This window comes from Sinorhizobium sp. NG07B (assembly GCF_002532005.1).
GTDB lineage: Bacteria > Pseudomonadota > Alphaproteobacteria > Rhizobiales > Rhizobiaceae > Sinorhizobium > Sinorhizobium fredii_C.
Genome location: NZ_NWTD01000018.1, coordinates 34,477 through 55,076 on the forward strand (window position 1 = coordinate 34,477; position 20,600 = coordinate 55,076).

19 protein-coding genes and 1 pseudogene are annotated in these 20,600 nt (G+C 62.2%); 4 read left to right on the top strand and 16 right to left on the bottom strand.

All coding sequences use genetic code 11. The features are described from left to right. Position 1: 1 nt before the first annotated feature. The 4 genes from CO664_RS27865 to CO664_RS27880 are packed head-to-tail and all read left to right on the top strand — an operon-like array spanning position 2 to position 4,643. Positions 2-1,099 carry a BMP family ABC transporter substrate-binding protein gene (locus tag CO664_RS27865; RefSeq protein ID WP_176536700.1) on the top strand — a complete coding sequence of 366 codons (1,098 nt, stop codon included), beginning with the start codon at positions 2-4 and terminating at the stop codon, positions 1,097-1,099. Positions 1,100-1,102: 3 nt separating this feature from the next. Next, entirely contained in the window at positions 1,103-2,638 is a 1,536-nt protein-coding gene (locus CO664_RS27870; protein ID WP_097540555.1) for an ABC transporter ATP-binding protein, read from the top strand. Further along, complete coding sequence (locus CO664_RS27875; protein WP_097540556.1) at positions 2,635-3,735, top strand: ABC transporter permease; 1,101 nt, start codon at positions 2,635-2,637, stop codon at positions 3,733-3,735. The genes CO664_RS27870 and CO664_RS27875 overlap by 4 nt, the downstream gene beginning before the upstream one ends. Continuing rightward, positions 3,732-4,643, top strand: coding sequence for an ABC transporter permease (locus CO664_RS27880; protein WP_097540557.1), 912 nt, complete (start codon positions 3,732-3,734; stop codon positions 4,641-4,643). Before CO664_RS27875 ends, CO664_RS27880 begins: the two co-directional genes overlap by 4 nt. A 202-nt stretch (positions 4,644-4,845) precedes the next feature. Here CO664_RS27880 and CO664_RS27885 read toward each other — a convergent pair whose 3' ends face one another. The 16 genes and pseudogenes from CO664_RS27885 to CO664_RS27960 form a co-directional block, all read right to left on the bottom strand. Next, the gene (locus CO664_RS27885; RefSeq protein WP_097540558.1) at positions 4,846-5,268 is read right to left on the bottom strand and encodes a type II toxin-antitoxin system VapC family toxin; all 423 of its coding nucleotides are present in this window, start codon (positions 5,266-5,268) and stop codon (positions 4,846-4,848) included. After that, complete coding sequence (locus CO664_RS27890; RefSeq protein WP_097540559.1) at positions 5,265-5,519, bottom strand: type II toxin-antitoxin system Phd/YefM family antitoxin; 255 nt, start codon at positions 5,517-5,519, stop codon at positions 5,265-5,267. The genes CO664_RS27885 and CO664_RS27890 overlap by 4 nt, the downstream gene beginning before the upstream one ends. 260 nt (positions 5,520-5,779) lie before the next feature. Further along, positions 5,780-6,457, bottom strand: a complete 678-nt coding sequence (locus CO664_RS27895) for an alpha/beta hydrolase (RefSeq protein ID WP_097540560.1) — start codon at positions 6,455-6,457, stop codon at positions 5,780-5,782. A 108-nt stretch (positions 6,458-6,565) separates the two neighbouring features. Then, positions 6,566-7,183, bottom strand: a complete 618-nt coding sequence (locus CO664_RS27900) for an alkylhydroperoxidase domain protein (protein WP_097540561.1) — start codon at positions 7,181-7,183, stop codon at positions 6,566-6,568. A 20-nt stretch (positions 7,184-7,203) separates the two neighbouring features. After that, complete coding sequence (locus CO664_RS27905) at positions 7,204-7,821, bottom strand: CMD domain protein (protein WP_097540562.1); 618 nt, start codon at positions 7,819-7,821, stop codon at positions 7,204-7,206. Between the two features lie 60 nt (positions 7,822-7,881). After that, on the bottom strand, positions 7,882-8,928 hold the full coding sequence (locus CO664_RS27910) for a putative FMN-dependent luciferase-like monooxygenase (protein ID WP_097540580.1): 1,047 nt from the start codon (positions 8,926-8,928) through the stop codon (positions 7,882-7,884). A gap of 23 nt (positions 8,929-8,951) precedes the next feature. Beyond that, the gene (locus CO664_RS27915) at positions 8,952-10,592 is read right to left on the bottom strand and encodes an ABC transporter ATP-binding protein (protein WP_097540563.1); all 1,641 of its coding nucleotides are present in this window, start codon (positions 10,590-10,592) and stop codon (positions 8,952-8,954) included. Beyond that, on the bottom strand, positions 10,589-11,476 hold the full coding sequence (locus CO664_RS27920) for an ABC transporter permease (protein WP_097540564.1): 888 nt from the start codon (positions 11,474-11,476) through the stop codon (positions 10,589-10,591). Before CO664_RS27920 ends, CO664_RS27915 begins: the two co-directional genes overlap by 4 nt. Next, complete coding sequence (locus tag CO664_RS27925; protein WP_097540565.1) at positions 11,473-12,420, bottom strand: ABC transporter permease; 948 nt, start codon at positions 12,418-12,420, stop codon at positions 11,473-11,475. The genes CO664_RS27920 and CO664_RS27925 overlap by 4 nt, the downstream gene beginning before the upstream one ends. 64 nt (positions 12,421-12,484) lie before the next feature. Further along, entirely contained in the window at positions 12,485-14,125 is a 1,641-nt protein-coding gene (locus CO664_RS27930) for a TIGR04028 family ABC transporter substrate-binding protein (RefSeq protein WP_097540566.1), read from the bottom strand. A gap of 297 nt (positions 14,126-14,422) precedes the next feature. After that, positions 14,423-15,448: a sulfate ABC transporter substrate-binding protein gene (locus tag CO664_RS27935; RefSeq protein ID WP_097540581.1), complete on the bottom strand. Its 1,026-nt coding sequence runs from the start codon at positions 15,446-15,448 to the stop codon at positions 14,423-14,425. 156 nt (positions 15,449-15,604) lie between these two features. Then, positions 15,605-16,648, bottom strand: coding sequence for a sulfate/molybdate ABC transporter ATP-binding protein (locus CO664_RS27940; RefSeq protein WP_097540567.1), 1,044 nt, complete (start codon positions 16,646-16,648; stop codon positions 15,605-15,607). A gap of 87 nt (positions 16,649-16,735) precedes the next feature. Then, entirely contained in the window at positions 16,736-17,761 is a 1,026-nt protein-coding gene (locus CO664_RS27945; protein ID WP_097540582.1) for a sulfate ABC transporter substrate-binding protein, read from the bottom strand. 179 nt (positions 17,762-17,940) lie between these two features. Then, positions 17,941-18,711: an ABC transporter ATP-binding protein gene (locus tag CO664_RS27950; protein WP_097540568.1), complete on the bottom strand. Its 771-nt coding sequence runs from the start codon at positions 18,709-18,711 to the stop codon at positions 17,941-17,943. A 9-nt stretch (positions 18,712-18,720) separates the two neighbouring features. Continuing rightward, positions 18,721-19,704, bottom strand: coding sequence for an ABC transporter substrate-binding protein (locus CO664_RS27955; RefSeq protein WP_097540569.1), 984 nt, complete (start codon positions 19,702-19,704; stop codon positions 18,721-18,723). Between the two features lie 36 nt (positions 19,705-19,740). After that, a pseudogene (locus CO664_RS27960) lies at positions 19,741-20,591 on the bottom strand (ABC transporter permease). Between the last annotated feature and the right edge of the window lie 9 nt (positions 20,592-20,600).

The following is a 20,600-nucleotide window of genomic DNA, read 5'->3' on the forward strand; positions in this document are numbered from 1 at the left end:
GCTGAACAATGTAACTCGCAGAACACTGATGAAGGGCGTTGCCGCCGCCGGTCTCACAGGCATGCTTGGCGGTCGGGCCGCCATGGCCGCCGAAGAGCCGCTCGGAATCACCCTCGTGATCCCCTCGCCGGTCGGCGACGTCGGCTGGGGTCATGCTCTTGCCGCGGGCCTCGAGCCGGTCAAGGCCGCCTACGGAGACAAGGTGAAGGTCACCGTCATCGAGAACATCCCGGAAGGTCCCGATGCCGACCGTATCATGAACAAGACGGTCTCCGACGGGAACAACTTCCTGATCGCCGGCTCCTTCGGCTACCAGAACGGCGCCCTGCAGATCGCTCGCCGCAATCCGGCCGTCACCGTGCTGCACGCGTCCGGCTTCCAGGTGGCTCCGAACTTCTCGCCCTTCGCGGCCAAGTATTTTCAGGGGACCTACCTGCTCGGCATGGCTGCCGCTGCGCTTTCCAAGACCGGCAAGCTGGGCTCGGTCTCCGCCTTCGCCATCCCGGAGCTGATCACCTCCATCAACGCCTTCACGCTCGGCGCGCAAGCCGTGAACCCCGATGTCGAGGTGTCGGTCGTATGGGTGAACTCGTGGTTCGATCCGGCCAAGGAGCAGGAGGCCGCCAAGGCTTTGATGGCGCAGAAATGCGACGTGATCTTCTCCAATGCACAGGACACGCCGTCCGTTATCTCGGCCTGCGAGGAGGCCGGCGTCTACGCGTTCAATCTCAACTCGTCGATGAAGAAATACGCGCCCAAGACCTATCTCGGCTGCGTGGCGACGGATTGGTCGCCCTTCTTTAAGGCCTCGGTCGACGCCCATGTCGCCGGCACGTTCAAGGGCGCCAACGCCTTCCTCGGCGTATCCGACGCGGTCGTTGAGGTCGTCGACTGGAACCCGGATATCCCGGCCGACGTCATGACCAAGATCAAGGCGATCGAGGCGAAGATTGCCGATGCCAGCTTCTCACCCTTTATCGGGCCGATCACCAAGGCCGCCGGCAACCAAGGGGTGGCCGCCGGTGCAACGCTCACGGATGGCGAAATCGTCGCGATGGACTGGCACGTCAAGGGCGTCGCCACCCCTCTGCCAAAGTGAGCCATGACCGCGCCCTTGCTGTCGCTCCGCGGCATTTCCAAAAGCTACGGACAGATTAGAGCCAACCAGGATATCGATCTGGATGTGGCCCCGCAGTCGGTCCACGCGATCCTCGGCGAGAACGGGGCGGGGAAATCGACGCTGATGAAGCTGATCTCCGGCGTCGAGCAGCCAGACGGCGGTACCGTCGTGTGGGCCGGAGAGCCTTTGAGCCTTGCCTCCCCTGCGGAGGCGAGGCGCCAGGGGATCGGCATGGTCTTCCAGCACTTCTCGCTCTTCGAGACCCTGACCGTCGTGGAGAATATCCGGCTGGTCGTGCCGGGCCGGAAAGCCGATCTCGTGCAACGCATCCGGACGTTCGGACGCGACTTCGGCCTCGAGGTCGACGCGCTTGCCCATGTGCATACGCTTTCCGTCGGCGAGCGGCAGCGGGTGGAGATCATCCGATGCCTGATGACCAATCCGAAGCTGCTGATCCTCGACGAACCGACCTCCGTCCTGCCGCCGCAAGCGGTGGACAAGCTCTTCGACACCTTGCGTCGCCTGCGGGACGGCGGCGTTTCCATCCTGTACATCTCCCACAAGCTGGAGGAAATTCGGGCGATCTGCGATAGGGCGACCATCCTGCGCGGCGGGCGCGTCACCGGAGATGTGGACCCGCGCGAACACGATGCGCATGACCTTGCACGGATGATGATCGGCCGCGACATGCCGGAACCGATGGAGGCGCTGCCCCAGTCTGGCGGCGAAAAGTGCCTCGAAATCATCGGCCTGGACTATCGGCCGGACGACCCCTTTGCCGTGCCGCTCACCGATATCAGCCTGACGGTGCGTGCCGGTGAAATCCTCGGAATAGCCGGGATTTCGGGCAACGGGCAAAGCGAGCTTGCCGCGCTGATCTCCGGTGAGGCGGTGCTGCCGCGAGAACAGCGCGACCGGATCTACATGATGGGCAAGGACGTAGGCACGCTCCATGCGGCTGCCCGTCGGCTGTTGGGATTTGCGTTCGTTCCCGAAGACCGGCTCGGACGCGGCGCCGTACCGGAAATGTCGCTCGTCATGAACAGCTTGCTGACCGCGCATCCGCTCAACCTTCTCAGGCGCGGTCTCGTCAACAAGGCGAAGGCGACGGCGTTCACCCAGGCGTGCATCCGCCAATACGATGTCCGCACGCCCGGCCCGGAAGCAGAAGCCGGCGCGCTTTCAGGGGGCAATCTGCAGAAGTTCATCGTTGGCCGCGAGATCATGCTCTCTCCGAAACTGCTGTTCGTGGCGCAGCCGACCTGGGGTGTCGACATCGGGGCCGCATCCGCCATCCGCAGGCGGCTCATCACGCTGCGCAACGAAGGCCTGGCAATCCTGGTCATTTCCGAGGAGCTCGAGGAGCTTTTCGAACTTTGCGATTCCATCCAGGTGCTGCACCACGGCCGGCTTAGCCCGCCACTCGTCACGCAGGCCACGCGACCCGAGGAGATCGGCCGATATATGATGGGAGCACATGCTGCATCCCAAACTGCAGACCGAAAGGCCTTGGCATGATCGCTTTCTCCGCAGCCTTCCTTCCAGTCCTTGTCCGCCGGGAGCGCGGCTCGCTTGCCGCTACCCTCATTGCGCCTCCGGTCGCGCTCGCCGCGGCGACCGTTGTCAATCTCGGGCTCTACGTGCTGATGGGCCGCGATCCCGTGGCAGTCGTCTATGCCATGCTTCTCGAGCCCTTCCTCTCCTGGGCCTCGTTCTCGGAAGTGCTGTTAAAGACAGGTCCCCTCCTCCTCATCGCACAGGGCCTTGCGATCGGCTTTCGCGCGAAAGTCTTCAACATCGGTGCCGAGGGCCAGTTCATTCTGGGCGCGATATTCGCCTCCGCCATCCCCGTATGGTTTCCGCAAGCAACAGGTCAGTGGGTCTGGCCCGTCATGCTTCTCCTTGGCGCTCTCGGTGGCGCCCTATGGGCTTCGGTTACCGCCTTCTGGCGCGTCAAGCTCAATGCGAACGAAATACTCGTTTCCCTGATGCTGACCCTCGTTGCCGCGCAGTTCCTCAATTACCTGCTCCTCGGCCCCTGGAAGGATCCCAACGGCTTCAACTTCCCCCAGTCGGTGATGTTCCAGTATGACGCGATGGTGCCGATCCTGATCCCCGGTACGCGCGTCAACGTCTCACTGCTCCTGACAATCGCCTTATCGATCGCGGCATGGATCTTGATGCAGAAGAGTTTCATCGGCTACAAGCTCCAGGTCGGAGGCTTGGCGCCCCGTGCCGCCAGTTACGCCGGCTTCAACGAAGAATGGGCGATCTGGCTTTCCCTTCTCATCGGCGGATGCGCCGCCGGCCTCGCTGGCGCAGCCGAGGTCGCCGGTCCACTCGGCCAGTTGCAGCGCTCGATTTCGACAGGTTATGGCTATGCGGCCATTATCGTCGCCTATCTCGGCGGCCTGCATCCGATCGGCATCGTTGTCTCGGCGCTGTGCATGGCGGTCCTCTATATCGGGGGGGACAATGCCATGGTATCGGCAAACCTGCCGATCGCCGCAGTGCGCGTCTTTCAGGGCAGCCTTCTTCTCGCCTACCTCGTCGCCGTCGCCTTCGTGCGGTACCGTCTCGAATGGCGCCGTGCCGCCTACCGGAGCCAACCATGAACGCCATCGAGTTCATTCTTGCCGGCATGCTCGCGGCTGCGACGCCGTTTCTGCTGGCGGCGCTCGGGGAGCTGGTGGTCGAGCGAGCCGGGGTCCTCAACCTCGGCGTGGAGGGCTTGATGGCGTTTGGCGCTGTGCTCGCCTTCGTCATCGTCCATCATGGCGGGGGACATCTTCTGGGTTTCATCGCCGCCGGCCTCGGCAGCGCCGTCCTTTCCCTTGTTTTTGCCGTCATCGCGCTCGGATTTCGGGCGAACCAAGTGGCCACGGGCCTTGCCATAGGCATCCTCGGCCAAGGTCTCTCGGCGCTTTTCGGCAAGTCCTATGAGAGCCTCACGGTCAAGGGGCTTCCAAAGCTTGGACTTCCATGGCTTTCCGAAACTCCGCTAGTCGGCGGCCTCTTCATCCAGGACGTCGTCGTATGGCTTTCCCTTGCAGCAACCTTCGCCATATGGGCGACGTTTGCCTATACCAAGATCGGTCTCGTCGTCCGGGCCATCGGCGAGAACCCCAAGGCCGCCCACGCCATCGGCTATTCGGTGATCACCGTCCGCTTCGCCGCTGTTGCATTTGGCGGGACGATGGCAGGCTTTGCTGGCGCCTACGCGGCGGTGGTTTACACACCGCTTTGGGCCGACGGGATGATCGCCGGGCGTGGCTGGATCGCGATCGCGCTCGTCGTGTTCGGAACGTGGCTCACCGGCCGGATCTTCCTCGGCGCATGCCTCTTCGGCGCCGTATCGCTGATGGGTCTCGCAGCCCAGGCGTCCGGACTGGACGTTCCGTCACAACTGCTGGCGAGCCTGCCCTACCTCGTCACCATCCTCGTGCTCGGCATTATTTCGGCAGATCGCCGCCTGCTGAAGCTGAACGGCGTCGCCTCGCTCGGCGAACCCTTCGAACGTTAGTATAACACGGGTGTGCCACGCAAAATCTCGCCCTTGAGGAGAATCGAAAAGGCGACCCTGCAATCGGACGCAATCGACGGCGGGAATGTCAGTCGATCGCCCAATTTAGTCGAGCTTACACTGACCCCCGACACCCCCACAGAATTGCCGCCCAGCTGTGCTCAAGACCGATGGGCCTCGAACCCGAGCACGAGCGATACCGTCAGCTCTGCCAGGGATCGACCAAAACGACGCCAGTGCCTTCGAAATCCTTGGTGTTGCGTGTCACCACGGTCATGTCGTGGACCAGAGCGGTCGCGGCAATCAGCGCATCGGCCTCGTTGCGCCGGTCGGGGATGTGCAGGTGCGCGCAACGTGTCGCAACTGCATCGTCGATCGGCAGAATGCGGCCTGCGAATTCCGGGCGCACATGGCCATCGAGCCAAGAGCGCAGCCGGGCACCCTGGGAGGCGTCCCGGCGCTGCACGCCGAGTACACCGCGCTCCAATTCAAGAATCGTGATCGCCGAAAGGAAGAAGCGCGCCGCATCTTCCGCTCCGATCCATGCTACCACGTTGGCATCGGCTTTGCCGTCACCGATCTTGCGCAGTTCGGACACGACATTGGTATCCAGTAGGTACCTCAAGAGAAGTCCACATCCCGGGGTCTGATTTCGATGCGGTGCGGCTCGAACTCGATCGCCGACAGGCCGGGCATGGCGAGCGCGTCAACGAGGCTGCGGTGCTTGCCGCTCAAGCGCTCGAATTCGTCATAGGTCATTAGGACATGGGAAGGCTTGCCGCGATCGGTGATGATAACCGGACCGTTTCTTGCTGCCTTCTTAGCGCTGCTGACGTCATGGTTTAGCTCTCGGCTGGAAAGGGTCGTGATGTTCACGGCACGCCTCCATGTAGGTATTTACCTACATATAGCATGAGGGGCATAAATAACAAGCGGCCTTCGATCCCGATCCACCGTGTTGAATGGCGCGGCTCCTGTCCTATCCGGTACTGCACACGCCCAGGTTCCCATTGATACATTATGCGATCATTTTAGCCTAGAACGTGAACATCCTCGCAACAAGCCGGGCACGGGGCTCGTGAAGAACGGCTCCCTTCGACCCCAAGCCGTCATTTGCAGCGAAACTTATGAATGTCTTAATTGAGCTTAGAGCCGACTTTCGTGCGTCCAGCGCGTGAAGGTCCAATACCCGGAACTAGAGTTTGAGGCGTCGTGAAGAAGAGCCCGTCTTCTGCGAGCCGGTTGAAAACAGCCCGTTCGCCAGTTGACTTGAGGAGGTCGAGCAATGCGTATCCGGCTTCCCAGCGCCCGAAGCCGCTCGCGATGTTGATGTGCCCGGCCTCGCCGAGATCGATGAGCGCACTCCCCCAGCAACGGGCCGTAAGACGCAATCTTTCCACCGACATGTAAGGGTCGTTGAGACTTCCGACGATGAGGCTCGGGAAGGGTAGCCGCGACCGTGGCATGGAGCCGAAGGTAATTGTGCAGGGATGCAGCTTCTCCGTCGTCTCGAGGTCACATGGCGCGACCAGAAGCGCCCCGCGAACACGGGATGCGAGGCGGTGGTTCGCAAGGTTGGCTGCGAGCACGCAGCCGAGACTGTGAGCGACCAGCTTGACATCGCCTGGGGAGGCTTCGATCGCGCTTACGAGTCGCTCCAACCAGCTATGAAGGTCGGGATATGTCCAGTTGTCCTGCTCGACGACTCGGCTGTCCGACCGGTCGCGCGCCCAATGACGTTGCCAATGTCCTTCGGGCGATCCATTAAGCCCGGGAAGAATGAGGGTCTCGGGGTCCCGAACCAATGATTTCATGCGCGATCTCATTCGGGCGGGTAGCCGAGCCGACACGGACGCCGGACCGTAGGTGCATACCCTGACGCGCGTGACGAGGTTCACGCGCGATCTTCGGTGGCGTTCCCGTCATCTTGCCGGAGTCGGTTCACCAAGCGACAGCATCAGCCGGTTCGCCCAGTTGAAGAATGCTGCAGCGTGAATGACGTCCGCAATTTCGAGCGCGTCGAGACCGGCAGCATTCAGCCGGTGGACATGGACTTGATCGAAAGCAGCCGGCGTAGCTGTAAGCGCCGCCGCTGCCGCTACGATCGCATTCCAGCGCTCGCCGAGATCGGCTTCAAGGCCGTCATCCAGCAATTGCTGAACGTGGTCCTTGTTTTTCGAATGATGGGAGGCAAAACGGGAGTGCACCGACGCACAGAAGATGCAACCGTTCAAACGCGAGGCAGCGGTTGCGGCGAGTTCACGTTCTGCCCGCGGCAGCCCGGTCGTCGTATTGTAGAAGATGTCCTTGTCTGCCTTGGTGCGTGCTTCCAGCACTTCCGGATCACGCGCCAGAAGCCGGAAATAGGGCGATTTCGCTCTCGCTTCCTCGACCAACCCGGCATGGTGTCGCTCGGTTAATTCCTCCTCTGCGAGAGGTTCGATCCAGGGCGTCCAGCCGATTTCGTCCTGGGTGAAGACTACGGGTGCATTTTGCACGGCGGTGGCGATGATTTGATCTGTGGCGACTTGATGGGTCATGGCTCGTTGCTCTCCGGCACTCACGCGGCTGCGCGGTTCGTCGCCGCGGCCAGGGCGGCGAGGCCCACAATGACCCGGACCTGGAACGCAACGAAGGAAACGATCTGCGACATCGTAACGATTCCCGTCGTCGTCCAGCCGGCATCAAGCAATGCCTGCAAAGCTTTCGGACTCGCGTCCCGCGGATGAAAGATCAGCAGGTGCGCATGTTCCAGCGCGGCGCCAAGACGCGGTCCGAGTGTCTCCCGGCTTGCCTCCGAAGCGCGATAAGTCGGTCCCGTCTGATCCTCGGCGGTCAAGGGGCCAGGAGGATAATGGCCGTAGGGACCAGTCGCATGGGCGGCACCGATCTCGGCCTTCACCGCTTCGATCAACCAAGCGCCGCCGGCCTGATCCTCAAGCGGAGTAGCGTACAAGTCGAAAACATCCGGCTGGCGATGAAGGCCGGCGACGAAGCTCGCCACGGCATGCCGCTCCTGAAGGGAGACATCGCCGCTTTCTTCCGGTTGAAACAGAGCGAGATAACTTTTCTGCGCCTGCTCCCGCGTGTGTGGCCTTTGTGCGCGAATGAGGTCGAGTGCCGAGCCCGGCTGGACGCCGGCGAGCAGATCGATGACGTCAGGTGTGGAAATGCTCATAGCATGTCTCCTTCTTTTGATTCTCATGGCCGGAAATCGCCGGATCGCTTCGCTCCGGCTTTAGCCGACCGCACCGATACGCCTGGCCTCGACAGGCCGTTGCGGTGCCCAACCGAGTGCCGGCGCAACTTTGGTGGCGACCAGCTCGATCGACCGCAGGATCAGCGGATGGGGCGGATCGACCGAATGAACCTGGAAGACGAGATCGGTAACGCGCTCCAGCGTTGCGTCGGCCGAGAGGCTCTCGATCACGTCCTCCGGTGTCCCGACATGGACGTCGAAGGCGCGGATGAAATCGGCGAGCGTGTCGCCCGCGACCTTATGGCCGGCCGCGATCAGCCTCTCGGCGCCGCGGCGAAGACCGATCTCGGCAAAGCGCAGTGCTTCGGCGCGGGTGTCGGCCACGAACAGGCTGCGGGATCCAAGAATGCGCGGCGCCCGCCCCTCAGGCAACGCCTTGAGATAGGCGTCGATGATCGGGTTCTGCAAATCCGCGAGCACGGCATCGGGCCGTTCTGCGGACCGCGGCTGCGTGCGCGACAGCATCAGGCCGTCGGCTGCCCTCCCCGCTCTCTCCCCGCCCGCGACCGAGAAGGTCGCCTGCCAGACGCGATCGGCGAGACCTGGCGCGGCGGGATAGAGACTATCGCCGCCCTCGAGCTTCCTTCCCGCCCAGGCATCGAGGACGATTTTCAGATGTCTTGCGAAGACCTCCCCCCGCGCGTCACTTTCGAGGCCGAAGGCGGTAAAGGAGGACGGCGTGCCGCCGGTGCCGAAGCCGACCTCCAGCCGCCCGCGCGAGAGGAGATCGAGCACCGCCGTGTCCTCCGCGACGCGGATCGGATTTTCCAGCGGCAGGGTGATTACGCCGGTGCCGAGGCGGATGCGCGAGGTTTGTGCTGCGACATGGGCGAGGAAGACGAGCGGCGCAGGCAGTCCGCCCTCGTCCGCATGGAAATGGTGTTGCGCCACCCAGGCGCTGTCGAAGCCGTAGCGCTCGGCCTGGGCGATCTGCTCCGCCGCCAGCCGGTAGCGAACGCCAGCCGCGGCGTCATCGAGAACGCGGGTGAAAAAGCCGAGGCGCTTGTCCGATGTGGTTAATGTCATGGTCATCCTGTCGATCGTTTGCGTCACGCGAAGGCCGGATGCTTCCGGCCGGGGATGGCGTTGATGAGTTCGCGGGTGTAGTCGCTTCCCGGTTGCTCGAAGACTTGGGCGACCGGCCCCTCGTCAACCAGTCGCCCGCCCCGCAGGACCGAGACGGTGTCGGCGATCTGTCGGACAACCGCGAGATCATGCGAGACAAAGAGGTAGGTAAGCCCGAGATCCTGCTGCAGCTCGTCGAGCAGGTCGAGGATGCGGGCCTGAACCGTCACGTCGAGGGCGGAGACCGCTTCGTCCAACACCACCACCTGCGGTTCCAGGATTAGAGCGCGTGCGATCGCTACCCGCTGCCTCTGGCCGCCGGAGAGCGCATGCGGCCGCCGCAAAGCCGCCGTTTCCGGCAGGCCTACGCGCGTCAGAATCGACATGACCTTCTCGCGGCGCTCGGAACGCGGCACCGGGCTGAAGTTGAGCAGCGGCTCCTCGATGATGTCGATCACCGTCTGGCGCGGATCGAGCGAGCCATAGGGGTTCTGGTAGACGAGTTGAATCTTGCGCCGGAACTGCCGCAAAGCCTCGCCGCCAAGCGCTGCAAGCTCCGTTCCGTCAACTCGGAGGGTGCCGGACGTCGGCTTCTGGAAGCCGATGATTGCCCGGACGGTCGTGGTCTTGCCCGAGCCGGATTCGCCGACGATCGCGTGTGTCGTACCTCTCCGAACGCGAAAGGAAACATTGTCGACGGCGCGCAACGGCGCCTCGCCCCTGGAAGGGCGCGGAAATTCCTGCACCAATTGCTCCACCACGACAACGTCATCGACCATCGTGTTCGTCGACGAGCGGACGGTTGCCGCTATGCGCGCTGGCGAGCGCGAGAGCGACGGCGCATCGGCGATCAACTGCCTTGTGTAGGGACTGCGCGGCGAAGCAAGCACCTCACTTGCTCTCCCCTCCTCCTGAATGCGGCCGCCCTGCAACACGACCAGCCGATCGGCGCGGTCGGCGGCAATGCCGAGATCGTGAGTAACAAGAAGTACCGCGGTGCCGTATTCGGCACGCAATTCGTCGATCAGGTCGAGGATGCGCTTCTGCACCGTGACGTCGAGCGCGCTTGTCGGTTCGTCGGCGATGATGAGCTCGGGTTTCAGCGCAATGGCAATGGCGATCAGCACCCGCTGGCGCATGCCGCCGGAGAGCTCATGCGGGTATTGCCTTGCCCTCAGTCCCGGTTCGATGAGGCCGACGCGCTCGAGTAGCTCGACGACCCGGCGTCCCAGGTCCCTTCCGCGCGCCTTGCCATGAATCTCCAGGATCTCACCGAGTTGTGCGCCGATCGTCTTGACGGGGTTGAGCGAGCTCCCCGGATCCTGCGGCACGAGGCTGATCCGGGCACCTCGGATCGAGTCGAACTGTCTGTCCGACCAGCGGGAAATATCCGTGCCGTTCAGCCTTATCGTGCCGCGGTCCACGCGGCCGTTGTCGGCAAGCAGACCGATGATCGACTGCGCCGTCGTCGTCTTGCCGGAACCGGATTCGCCAACGAGAGCCACTACCTCGCCGGGCTCCGCCCGGAAGCTGATGCCGTGCACCACCGGATGGTAGCGCTCGCCGTCGTGGTAAGAGATCGCGAGGTCGGAGACCTCCAGGAGCGGAATATCGGAGCCCGTCATGAGGTCACCTTTCCGAAGGATTGGCTGACGCGATTGGCGGCGAGGACGACCAGCACGACGACGACGCCCGGAGCGGTCGTCAGCCACCAGGCCGTCGAGATGTAGTTGCGGCCCTCGGCGATCAGCAGCCCCCATTCCGGCGTCGGCGGCGGTGCGCCGTAGCCGAGGAAGCCAAGCGTCGAGATCTGAAGGACGGCGGATCCGAATTGGATCGCTGCCATCGCGATCACCGAGGTGAGAGAGTTCGGCAGGACATGCCGCCAGAGCACCGCCCGAAAGGTTCCCCCGCTTCCGAACGCGGCTTCGACGTAGTCGCTCCTGCGCACCCGCACGACCTCGGACCGGGCAAGGCGCGCAAAACCAGCTACTGACGTCACGCCGACGGCAATTGCGGCATTAACGGTGCCAAATCCGAGCAGAATGATGATGCTGAGCGAAAGGAGAAGTGGCGGAATCGACAAGAGCACGTCAACGATGCGCATGATCGCGTCGTCGAATCTGCGGCCGACGGAGCCCGCGATCACGCCGAACGTGGTGCCCACCACTAGACCGAGGCCGACCGCGACGAAAGAGCCGGACAGAGAATGGACCGCGCCGTGGACGATGCGGGCATAGAGATCGCGGCCCAGCGCATCGGTGCCGAGCAAATGAAGCGCGTCCGGGCGCTTGAGCTGCGCTCCTCCCACACCCTCGACGGGGCTGTAGCTCGTGAACAGTGCCGGGACGATCGCCCAGAGAAAAACGATGGCGAGGATAAGCCAGGAAAGCGCGAGACCCGGGGGCAGCCGCCTTGCAAGGCGGGCTAGTGGCTTGCGCTGCGACGAGCCCGCAACGGCGTGGCCGTCTGAACCGAGTCCGCTATGGATCGCGTCGAAGCTCGTCATGCCGTAGCTCCCGATTTTGTCCTGAGGCGCGGATCGAGCACGGGGTAAAGGAGATCCACGGCGAGGTTGATGACGACGAAGGCTGCAGCGGAGAGGACGACGATCGCCTGCAGCACCGCCGCATCCTGCGCGCCGACCGCGCGTTCGGTCAGGCCGCCGATGCCGTTGAGGCCGAAGACCGTTTCGGTGACGACGGCGCCGGCGATCAGCTCGCCGAAGAGGACGCCGGCGATGGTTAATGTCGGCAGCAGCGCGTTCTTCGTGACATGACGCCACAAGACCCATGTACGCGTCGCTCCTTTTGCTCGCGCGACGGCGACGAAGGGCTGGGTCAGCACCGCCTCGATATTGCGCACCAGCACCTGGGCGAGCGGCGCCGAGATCGGCACCGCGAGCGTCGCAACTGGCAGGATCAGTTCCTGCCAGGGCCCGGGATTGATGACCGGAACGAGTTTTAGCCGGAACGAAAAGATCTGGATCAGCATGATACCGAGCCAGAAGGTCGGGATGGAGACAATCAGCGACGGGATCGACTGGATCGCGGACCGAAGCCAGGCGAAGGGCGCGAGACTCGAAAGGACGGCGATTGCAACGGCGAAGACTACGGCGACCAGGAAACCAAGCGTCGCGAGCTTCAGCGTGACCGGCAGATGCGCGGCAAGGCTGGCACTCACCGGCACGCCGGCTTGAACGGAATAGCCGAAGTTGCCCGTCAGGAAGTTGCCGATGCTCTGGATATATTGCTGCCAGAGTGGGTTGTCGACGGCATAGGAGGCGCGGATTTCGGCGATCTGCTCAGGCGTCAGGCCGAGTTCCGGGTTCTGGAACTTGATGAGGATGGCGTCCCCCGGCATCGCCTGCAAGAGGACGAAAGAGACCGTAAAGGCGGCCCAGAGCACCAAAAGCGCCTGGCCGATGCGGCTGAACAAGTATCTGGACGTCATTGTGCCCTCGCCTTTGATCCGGTGGACCCGGCCGGCGCGCTTCCGTGACGCGCCGGCGGAGCGGTCAGTGTTCCGCGAGCCAGGTGCTGTAGAAGCTGGGGCGCCCGACGGCCTCGAAGGCGATACCCTGAACATAGGGTGCACCGGCGAACGCCTGCGGTTCTTCAAAAATCGGGATCGCATAGGCCTGATCGACGACATAGTTCTGTACGTCGCCGGCGATCGCGAGACGCTTCTCGATATTCGGTTCGGAGGCGAGCTGTTCGAGGAGACCGTTCAGCCTGTCGTCGACGAAGCTCTGGACCTTGTCGCTCAAGCCGCCCTTCTGGCGCAGAACGTCGCGGTTTTTCAGATAGTACTGGCTCTTGATGACGTCGGGATCGGCACGTCCCACCATCGCGGGTGAAACCGGCGTTTTCAGCGGGTCGAGGTCGTCGACCGTCTTGCTGCCGCTGTCGCCGGCGAGCACGTTGAGCTTGACGCCGAGCTTGCCCCATTGCTGGGCGACGAGCTGCAGCGTCTCCTTATTCTGCGGCTGCGGCAGCGATTCATAGGCCGTCAGCACCAACTCCTTGCCGTCCTTCTGGCGCAGGCCGTTGGAGCCGAGCGTCCAGCCGGCCTCGTCCAGCAGCCTCTTCGACTGATCCGGGTCGAAGGCAAGCTTCTCCGAGAGATCGACATGGCCGAGCGCGGTTGAGGCGATGATCGAGGTCGCCTGTGGATAGTTCTTGGAGAAGAGCGTCGAGACGATCTCCTTGGTGTTGGTCGCGTGCAAAAGCGCTCGGCGAACGCGAACGTCGGCGACCAGCGGATTGTCCGGACGGAAGACGACGCTGTTGTTCACGCCACGGGTGGATGGCGCATAGACATGATAATCCTGCGCCTCGACCTGCGCTTCATCATAGGCCTGCACCTGACGGATGAAGTCCGCCTGGCCGGCGAGCAACGCGCCGATCCGGACGCTATCCTCGCCGGTGATGATGTATTTGATTCCGTCGAGATAGGCGCGCCCCTGATGTTCGAGCTTTGCCGGACCCCAAGTGTAGTCCTCGCGCGCCTTCAGGTTCAACTCCTTTCCAAGGGTTTCGCTCTCGACGACGAAGGGACCGGAGCCAATGATCTTGGTCGCGTCACCCAGTTCTTCGAAAGGCAGCGCCAGCGTGCTCAAGGAAACGAGGCCTGAGCCGATGACCGATGTCCCCTGAAGAAAGCCTGGAGAAGGCCTCTTGAAATAGAACTTGACCGTCAGCGGATCGACAACTTCGCTGCGTTCGTAATTGTTGATCACCTCCGAAACTGGCTGCTTCAGCGCCTTGTTGCCGAGCCCGTAAACGTCGAAGTTCTTCGCTACCGCCGCCGCATCGAGCGGTGTGCCGTCCGAGAAGGTGACGCCGAGACGGATCTTGAAGGTATATTCCGTCGCATCGTCGTTGATCGTCCAGGATTCGGCGACCCAAGGCTCGATCTCGAGCGTGTTCGGGTTCTGATAGGTGAGCTTGTCGGTGATCTGGTTGAGCACCCCTCCGTTTGGGTAGAAACCACCCGCGGGCGGATAGAGGTTGGTGTGGGCCTGCTGTTCCAGGTAAATCAGCGTTCCGCCCTTGACCGGCTGTCCCGCCTCTTCGGCAAAAACGTTCGATAGCGGAAAGCTCGTGGCAGCAAAGGTCGTCAAGGCGAGAGCGAGTCGTTTGAGCGTGGTCGTCATTCAAGGCCGTCCTTGGGGTTCTTGAAGCTACGCCGACGATTTCACGTTAATTTATCTAGTAAATCTAGCAATTTTATATGCTAGATTTCACCTGCAGTGAAATCAACCTCCCGCGAGCGTCGGGGAGGAGGTTGATTTATTCCACCGGGCGGCCAAGCGACGGCAACCAAGCCTTAGCCGCAGCCGCTACACGATCGCTGATAACGTCTGTTGAGGGTCTTGGGCTCGACCTGTATTGACGGATAAGACGATTCACCAGCGACGGCGATTGGTTTGGCGACCAAATGCACGATGGATCTATTGTCCCGGCTTGTAGATCTGGTCGAAGACCCCGCCATCGGCGAAGAATTTCGGCTGAGCTTCCTTCCAACCGCCGAATTCGTCAATAGTGACGAGTTTGAGATCGGCAAAGCGGGCGGTGTCCTTCGGGTCGGCAAGCTCCGGCTTGAACGGCCGGTAATAGTGCTTGGCGGCGATCTTCTGGCCGGCATCGCTGTAGAGATAGTTGAGGTAGGCTTCGGAAACCTTGCGGGTCCCCTTGCTGTCGACATTGCCGTCGACAAGGGCCACCGGCGGCTCTGCCTTGATCGAAATCGACGGGGTGACGATTTCGAAATTGTCGGGGCCGAGTTCTTCCAGCGAAAGATAGGCTTCGTTCTCCCAGGCGAGCAGCACGTCGCCGAGGCCGCGTTGCACGAAGGTAGTGGTTGCGCCGCGCGCGCCGGTATCCAGCACCGGAACGTGCTTGAAGAGCTGCGTCACGTATTCCTGCGCCTTGGCGTCGTCACCACCATTGCCGCCGCGTGCCCAGGCCCAGGCGGCGAGAAAGTTCCAGCGGGCGCCGCCCGAGGTCTTCGGGTTCGGGGTGATGACCTGGATGCCCTCCTTGGTCAGGTCACCCCAGTCCTTGATCCCCTTCGGATTGCCCTTGCGGACCAGGAAGACGATCGTCGAGGTATAGGGGGCGCTGTTGTTTTCCAGGCGGGTCTTCCAATCGGCCGGGATCTTGCCGGTCGCCTTGGCGATCGCGTCGATATCGGCTTCAAGCGCCAGCGTCACCACGTCTGCCTCGAGCCCGTCGATCACCGATCGGGCCTGCTTGCCCGAGCCGCCATGCGAGGTCTGGATCGTCACCGTCTCGCCGGTGTCCGCCTTCCATTTCTCTGCGAAAGCGGCGTTGAAGTCCTTGTAGAGTTCCCGCGTCGGATCATAGGACACGTTCAAGATTGTCGTATCAGCGGCGGCAACACCGATCGAGCCGAGCTGCAAGCTTCCGACCACAAGTGCTAGTTTCATGATTCCGGCAAGTTTATTCGAGCGCATGTCGACCTCCATGTTGCCAAATATTAATCCACTGTTGTCCATCGAAAATGGCCTGTCCTCTTGACACCAGTCTGGGTATTGCTTGCTTGCCTCGGACCGCACGCTGCTCGCACTCAATCATTGGGCTGAGAACGGCGTCCTGCGCCGAATCCTTGGTCACTCCCCGCGAAACAGCTTCCATTTGGTGGGTCGGAACGCGATGCGGGCGCGGTCGGCGGAGGACGCCCGCTCGGGCGACAACTCGATCTCGATCGAAGGGTTTGCCTTGCCTATATCCAATTCGAGGTGGCGCGTGCCGGCTACGCGGCGACTCGCCGTCACTCGGCCCGCGAGACAGCCACCAGCTCCTTCGATGAGCTCGACGTCGTGCGGGCGAAAATAGAGCGTCGCCGATCCATCCTGTTCGTTTGCTGCGCTCAGGCCAATCGGCCGGCCATCGAACCAGATCTCGCCCGTTGCCAAGGTGACGTTCAAGCAGTTCGATTGGCCAATGAACCCGTAGACGAAGGGTGAAACAGGACGATCGTAGATCTCGTCGGTTGTGCCCACCTGTTCGATTGCCCCCTTGCTCATCACGACGACGCGGTCGGCAAGCTCGAGCGCTTCTTCCTGATCGTGGGTGACGAAGACCGTCGTGTAACCGGTGCGGTCGTGAATTTCGCGCAGCCATCGACGGAGTTCCTTGCGCACCTGTGCGTCGAGCGCGCCGAAGGGTTCGTCGAGTAGCAGCACGCTCGGATTGACTGCCATGGCACGAGCGAGCGCCACTCGCTGTCGCTGACCGCCGGAAAGCTGGGCCGGGTAGCGGATTTCGAGGCCCGAGAGCTGCACCAGTTCGATGAGGTCGAGCGCCCGACGGCGGATCTCGTCGGCCGGCGGGCGCTTCTTGCTGGGCCGCACTTTCAAACCGAATGCAACGTTGTCAAGCACGGTCATGTGCCGGAAGAGAGCGTAGTGTTGGAAGACGAAGCCGATGTTTCTCTCCTGCACCGTCTTCTTCGATGCGTCCTCCTCATCGAAGAAGATCATGCCTTCGGTCGGGCTTTCGAGCCCGGCAATGAGCCGGAGCAGCGTCGTCTTGCCCGAGCCGGACGGGCCAAGCAGCGCGATCAGCTCGCCTGAGTGGATATCCAGGCTCACATCCACGAGCGCCGGAAAGCGGCCAAATTCCTTGCGTAGGTTCTGGACGCGGACTTCCATGAATGTCTCGCTCTCTCGATGCCTGCCGCTGGCAGCAGTCGCGACGCCTTAGCGAAGCTCTTCGCCGTCTGTCGACCGGCATGAATCCTATCGACCCGGCTCGTAGATCTGGTCGAAGATCCCACCATCAGCGAAGAATTTCTCCTGAGCTTCCTTCCAACCGCCGAATTCGTCAATCGTCACCAGCTTGAGATCGGCGAAGCGCGCAATGTCAACGGGATTGGCAAGTTCTGGCTTGAAGGGTCGATAGTAATGTTTGGCGACGATCTTCTGCCCAGCATCGGTGTAAAGAAACTTTAGGTAGGCTTCCGCCACAGTCCGCGTGCCCTTTCTGCGAACATTGCCATCGATGAGCGCCACCGGCGGTTCGGCCTTGATGGAGATCGACGGGGTGACGATCTCGAAATTGTCTGGGCCGAGTTCCTCGAGCGCGAGATGGGCTTCGTTCTCCCAGGCGAGCAGCACATCGCCAAAACCGCGCTGGACGAAGGTGGTCATCGCTCCCCACGCGCCGGTATCGAGAACGAGAACACGCTTGAAGAGCTGCGCCACATACTCCTGCGCCTTGGCCTCGTCGCCGTTGTTGGCAGCACGTGCCCAGGCCCAAGCCGCGAGGAAGTTCCAGCGGGCGCCGCCCGAGGTCTTCGGATTCGGCGTGATGATCTGAACGCCGCCCTTGGTCAGGTCACCCCAATCCTTGATGGCCTTCGGATTACCCTTGCGGATCAGAAAGACGATTGTCGAGGTATAGGGAGCGCTGTTGTTTTCGAGCCGCTTCTTCCAATCGGCCGGCATCTTTCCGGTCGCCTGAGCAATGGCGTCGATATCGGCTTCGAGCGCCAGCGTCACCACATCGGCTTCGAGGCCGTCGATTACCAACCGCGCTTGCTTACCGGAACCGCCGTGTGACATATCGATGGACACCGTCTCGCCGGTTTCCGCCTTCCACTTCTCGGCGAAGACGGCATTGAGTTCCTTGTAGAGCTTACGCGTCGAATCAAAGGAGACGTTCAGGATTGTCGTGTCGGCAAACGCGAGATCGATGGGGCCGAGCTGCAGCATCCCGAGCATCAGCGCTAGCTTCACTACTCCGGCAAGTTTCGTCGCTCCCATCTCGACCTCCATGCTTTGCCGAACGAAAGTACCTCCCGAACGCCGGGCGGGAAAGCCGGGAAAGTATCCGAATTGGCGCAGCAAAGAGCGATTCCCTTCCGCGGCCATGCTTTAAAGGGGCGTTGGCTTATCTCACGCGTGTTCCGACGGCGGTGTTCGGAAGTTGCCAGACCGAGACTTCAGTGCAGTCCGAAAAGTCTCAGCAGCTCCTCGCGTTGTTTGACAAACTCGCGCGCGCTGCGGTCGCGCGGACGGGGCAGATCGATCTCGATCAGCCGCGGCTCACCGCCCTTCTCGCGCGGCAGGATCAGAATGCGGTCGGCCAGATAGATCGCCTCCTCAAGATCATGCGTAACGAGAATAGTGGTCACATCCTCGTCGCGCCAGATCCGCGCGAGTTCCTGCTGCATGCTGATCTTGGTCATGGCATCGAGAGCGCCAAGCGGTTCGTCGAGCAGTAGGATCTCCGGCTGGACGATAAGAGCGCGGGCCATGCCAACGCGTTGCGCCATGCCGCCCGAAAGTTGACGCGGATAGGCGTTCTCGAACTGCTGCAGGCCGACTAGCATAACATAACGGCGCGCCCGCGCCCGTGCCTCCTCGCGAGGCACGCCACGTGTTTCCAGGCCAAAGGCGACATTGTCGATCACCGTCAACCAGGGCAGGAGCCGCGGCTCCTGGAAGATGACGGCGCGCTCGGCGCCGACTCCTTTGACTGCCTTGCCGTCGATCAGGACTTCTCCGTCATCGGCCTCGTCAAGCCCGGCCAGGACCCGCAACAGGGTCGTCTTGCCCGATCCGCTTGCGCCGACAATGGCCAGGCTTTCACCGGAGCGAATGTGCAGATTGACGTCCTTCAATACCGGCAAGGTCCTGCCATTCAGGGTGAAGGATTTGGAGAGATGACGGATCGTCACCTCTCCGCTACGGTTTTCCTGTGCGAAGCTCATGGCGTTTCCTCAGTTACTCGCCGAAGCACCGTCGGTCGCGAACAGAATGTCCTTGGCCGCCAACTGCCCCTCCTTCAGCTTGCCCTCGCGGACAAGCACATCGATCCAGAACTGGACGTCGCGCTCGACCGCAAGGCCGCCGGGACGGACGCCATAGCCGCGGAAATATTGCGCGATGTCCGGATTCTCGCCGCGCTCCTGCAGCGCCTTCGCCAACATCTGCTTCGTCTCCTCCGGATGCTCACGCGCATAGTCGAGAGCGCGCGCCGACTGCTCGACAAAGATTTTGGCGGCTTCCGGATGCGCCTTCACGAAGTCTCGTCGCAGCACGACGAAGCCACCGGCGATATCGCCGAGAACGTCAGTGTCATCGAAGATCGCACGGAGGCCGCCATTCTTCCTGGCGACGCCTTCAAAGGTCGTCTGCCAATAACCGAAGGCGGAAACGTCGACCTGCCCGGAGCGGAGAACCTGCTCAAGCTGCGGTCCGGGTACGACGACCTGATTGGCGGCATCCGACGGCAGTCCCACAGAGTGCAGGGCTTCGCGAATGGTGTAATCGAGATGCGCCCCGAGCGTATTGACAGCGACGCTCTTGCCGGCAATGTCCTTGATGTCCTTGATGGGGCTGTCTTCCAGAACGTAGAAGATCGACTGCACTTCGTCGTTGATACCGTTCGACGGATAGGCCGCGACGAAGTCGTTGCCGCTGATGATCGCGTTCAACACGGCGGAGGTTGCGGCGCTGCCGATCTCGACGTCGCCAGATGCCAGAGCGATCAGCGATGCCGGGCCGCCGGCGGCGTAGCCAATGTTCTCGATGGTGATCCCAGTGCCCTCGAAATAGCCGAGTTCGGCGGCAAGCTCGTGGGCGGACAGGCCGCCCTGGCTCGCCAGGTAACGGAGCTTGATGGCATTGGCCGCCGTGGCAGCGCCTGTGATACCGAGAAAGAGAGCTGCGGACAGCAGGAGCTTGCGGGAATGGAAGGTCATATCAGTGTCCTTTCAGAGGAATGCCGGGGAAGCACGTCAAGCGTTGGGTTGAGACCAGCGGCAAAGCTTGCGTTGGAGCAGAACGAGCACGGTGTTGGCGGCGAGCCCCAGCAACGCAAGCAGCAGGATCGCCGCAAACATCAGGGGGATCTGGAAGTTGTATTGGGCATTCATGACCTGGAAGCCGATGCCTTGTTGGCGCCGATCATCTCGGCCGCTATCAGCAGAAGCAGCGCCGTCGTGGCCGAGAGACGCAAACCGACGAAGATCGCCGGCACCGACGCCGGAAGCACGACACGACGAAATATCGTAAACCGCCCTGCCCCATAGGTACGCGCCATCTCGATGAGCTTGGTGTCCACCTCCTTGACGCCACCGATCGTCGACAGGAGGGTCGGGAACAGCGTCGCCCAGAAGATCACAAAGACCTTGGAGGTCTCTCCCAGACCGAGCAGCAGGATAAAGACCGGATAGAGGGCCAGCGCAGAGGTCTGGCGAAAGAACTGCAGGAGCGGATCAAGCGCTTGCTCGATAGCCTTGACCTGCCCCATGAAGAGACCGAGCGGGATGCCAATCGCAACCGCTGATGCGAATGCGATTCCCGAGCGCTGCAGGCTTATGGCGATATCGTCCAGCAGCGCGCCACTGGCAAGGCCGTCCCACAGGGCGGCCAGAATCACATCGAGCGAGGGAAAGACCGCCGGATTGACCCAGCCGCGGCCGCTCGATACCTGCCACAGGACGAGAAAGCCCGCCACCAAGCCATAGCGGGATAGAAACGCCCCGATCAGCCCACGCAGCCGTGGCGCTATCGCCAGACCCGTCCGTTCGCGGCTTGTAACTCGGAAGTTCGTTGTCAGCGATGAGTTGACGTTTTCATAGGACATGGTCGCTCC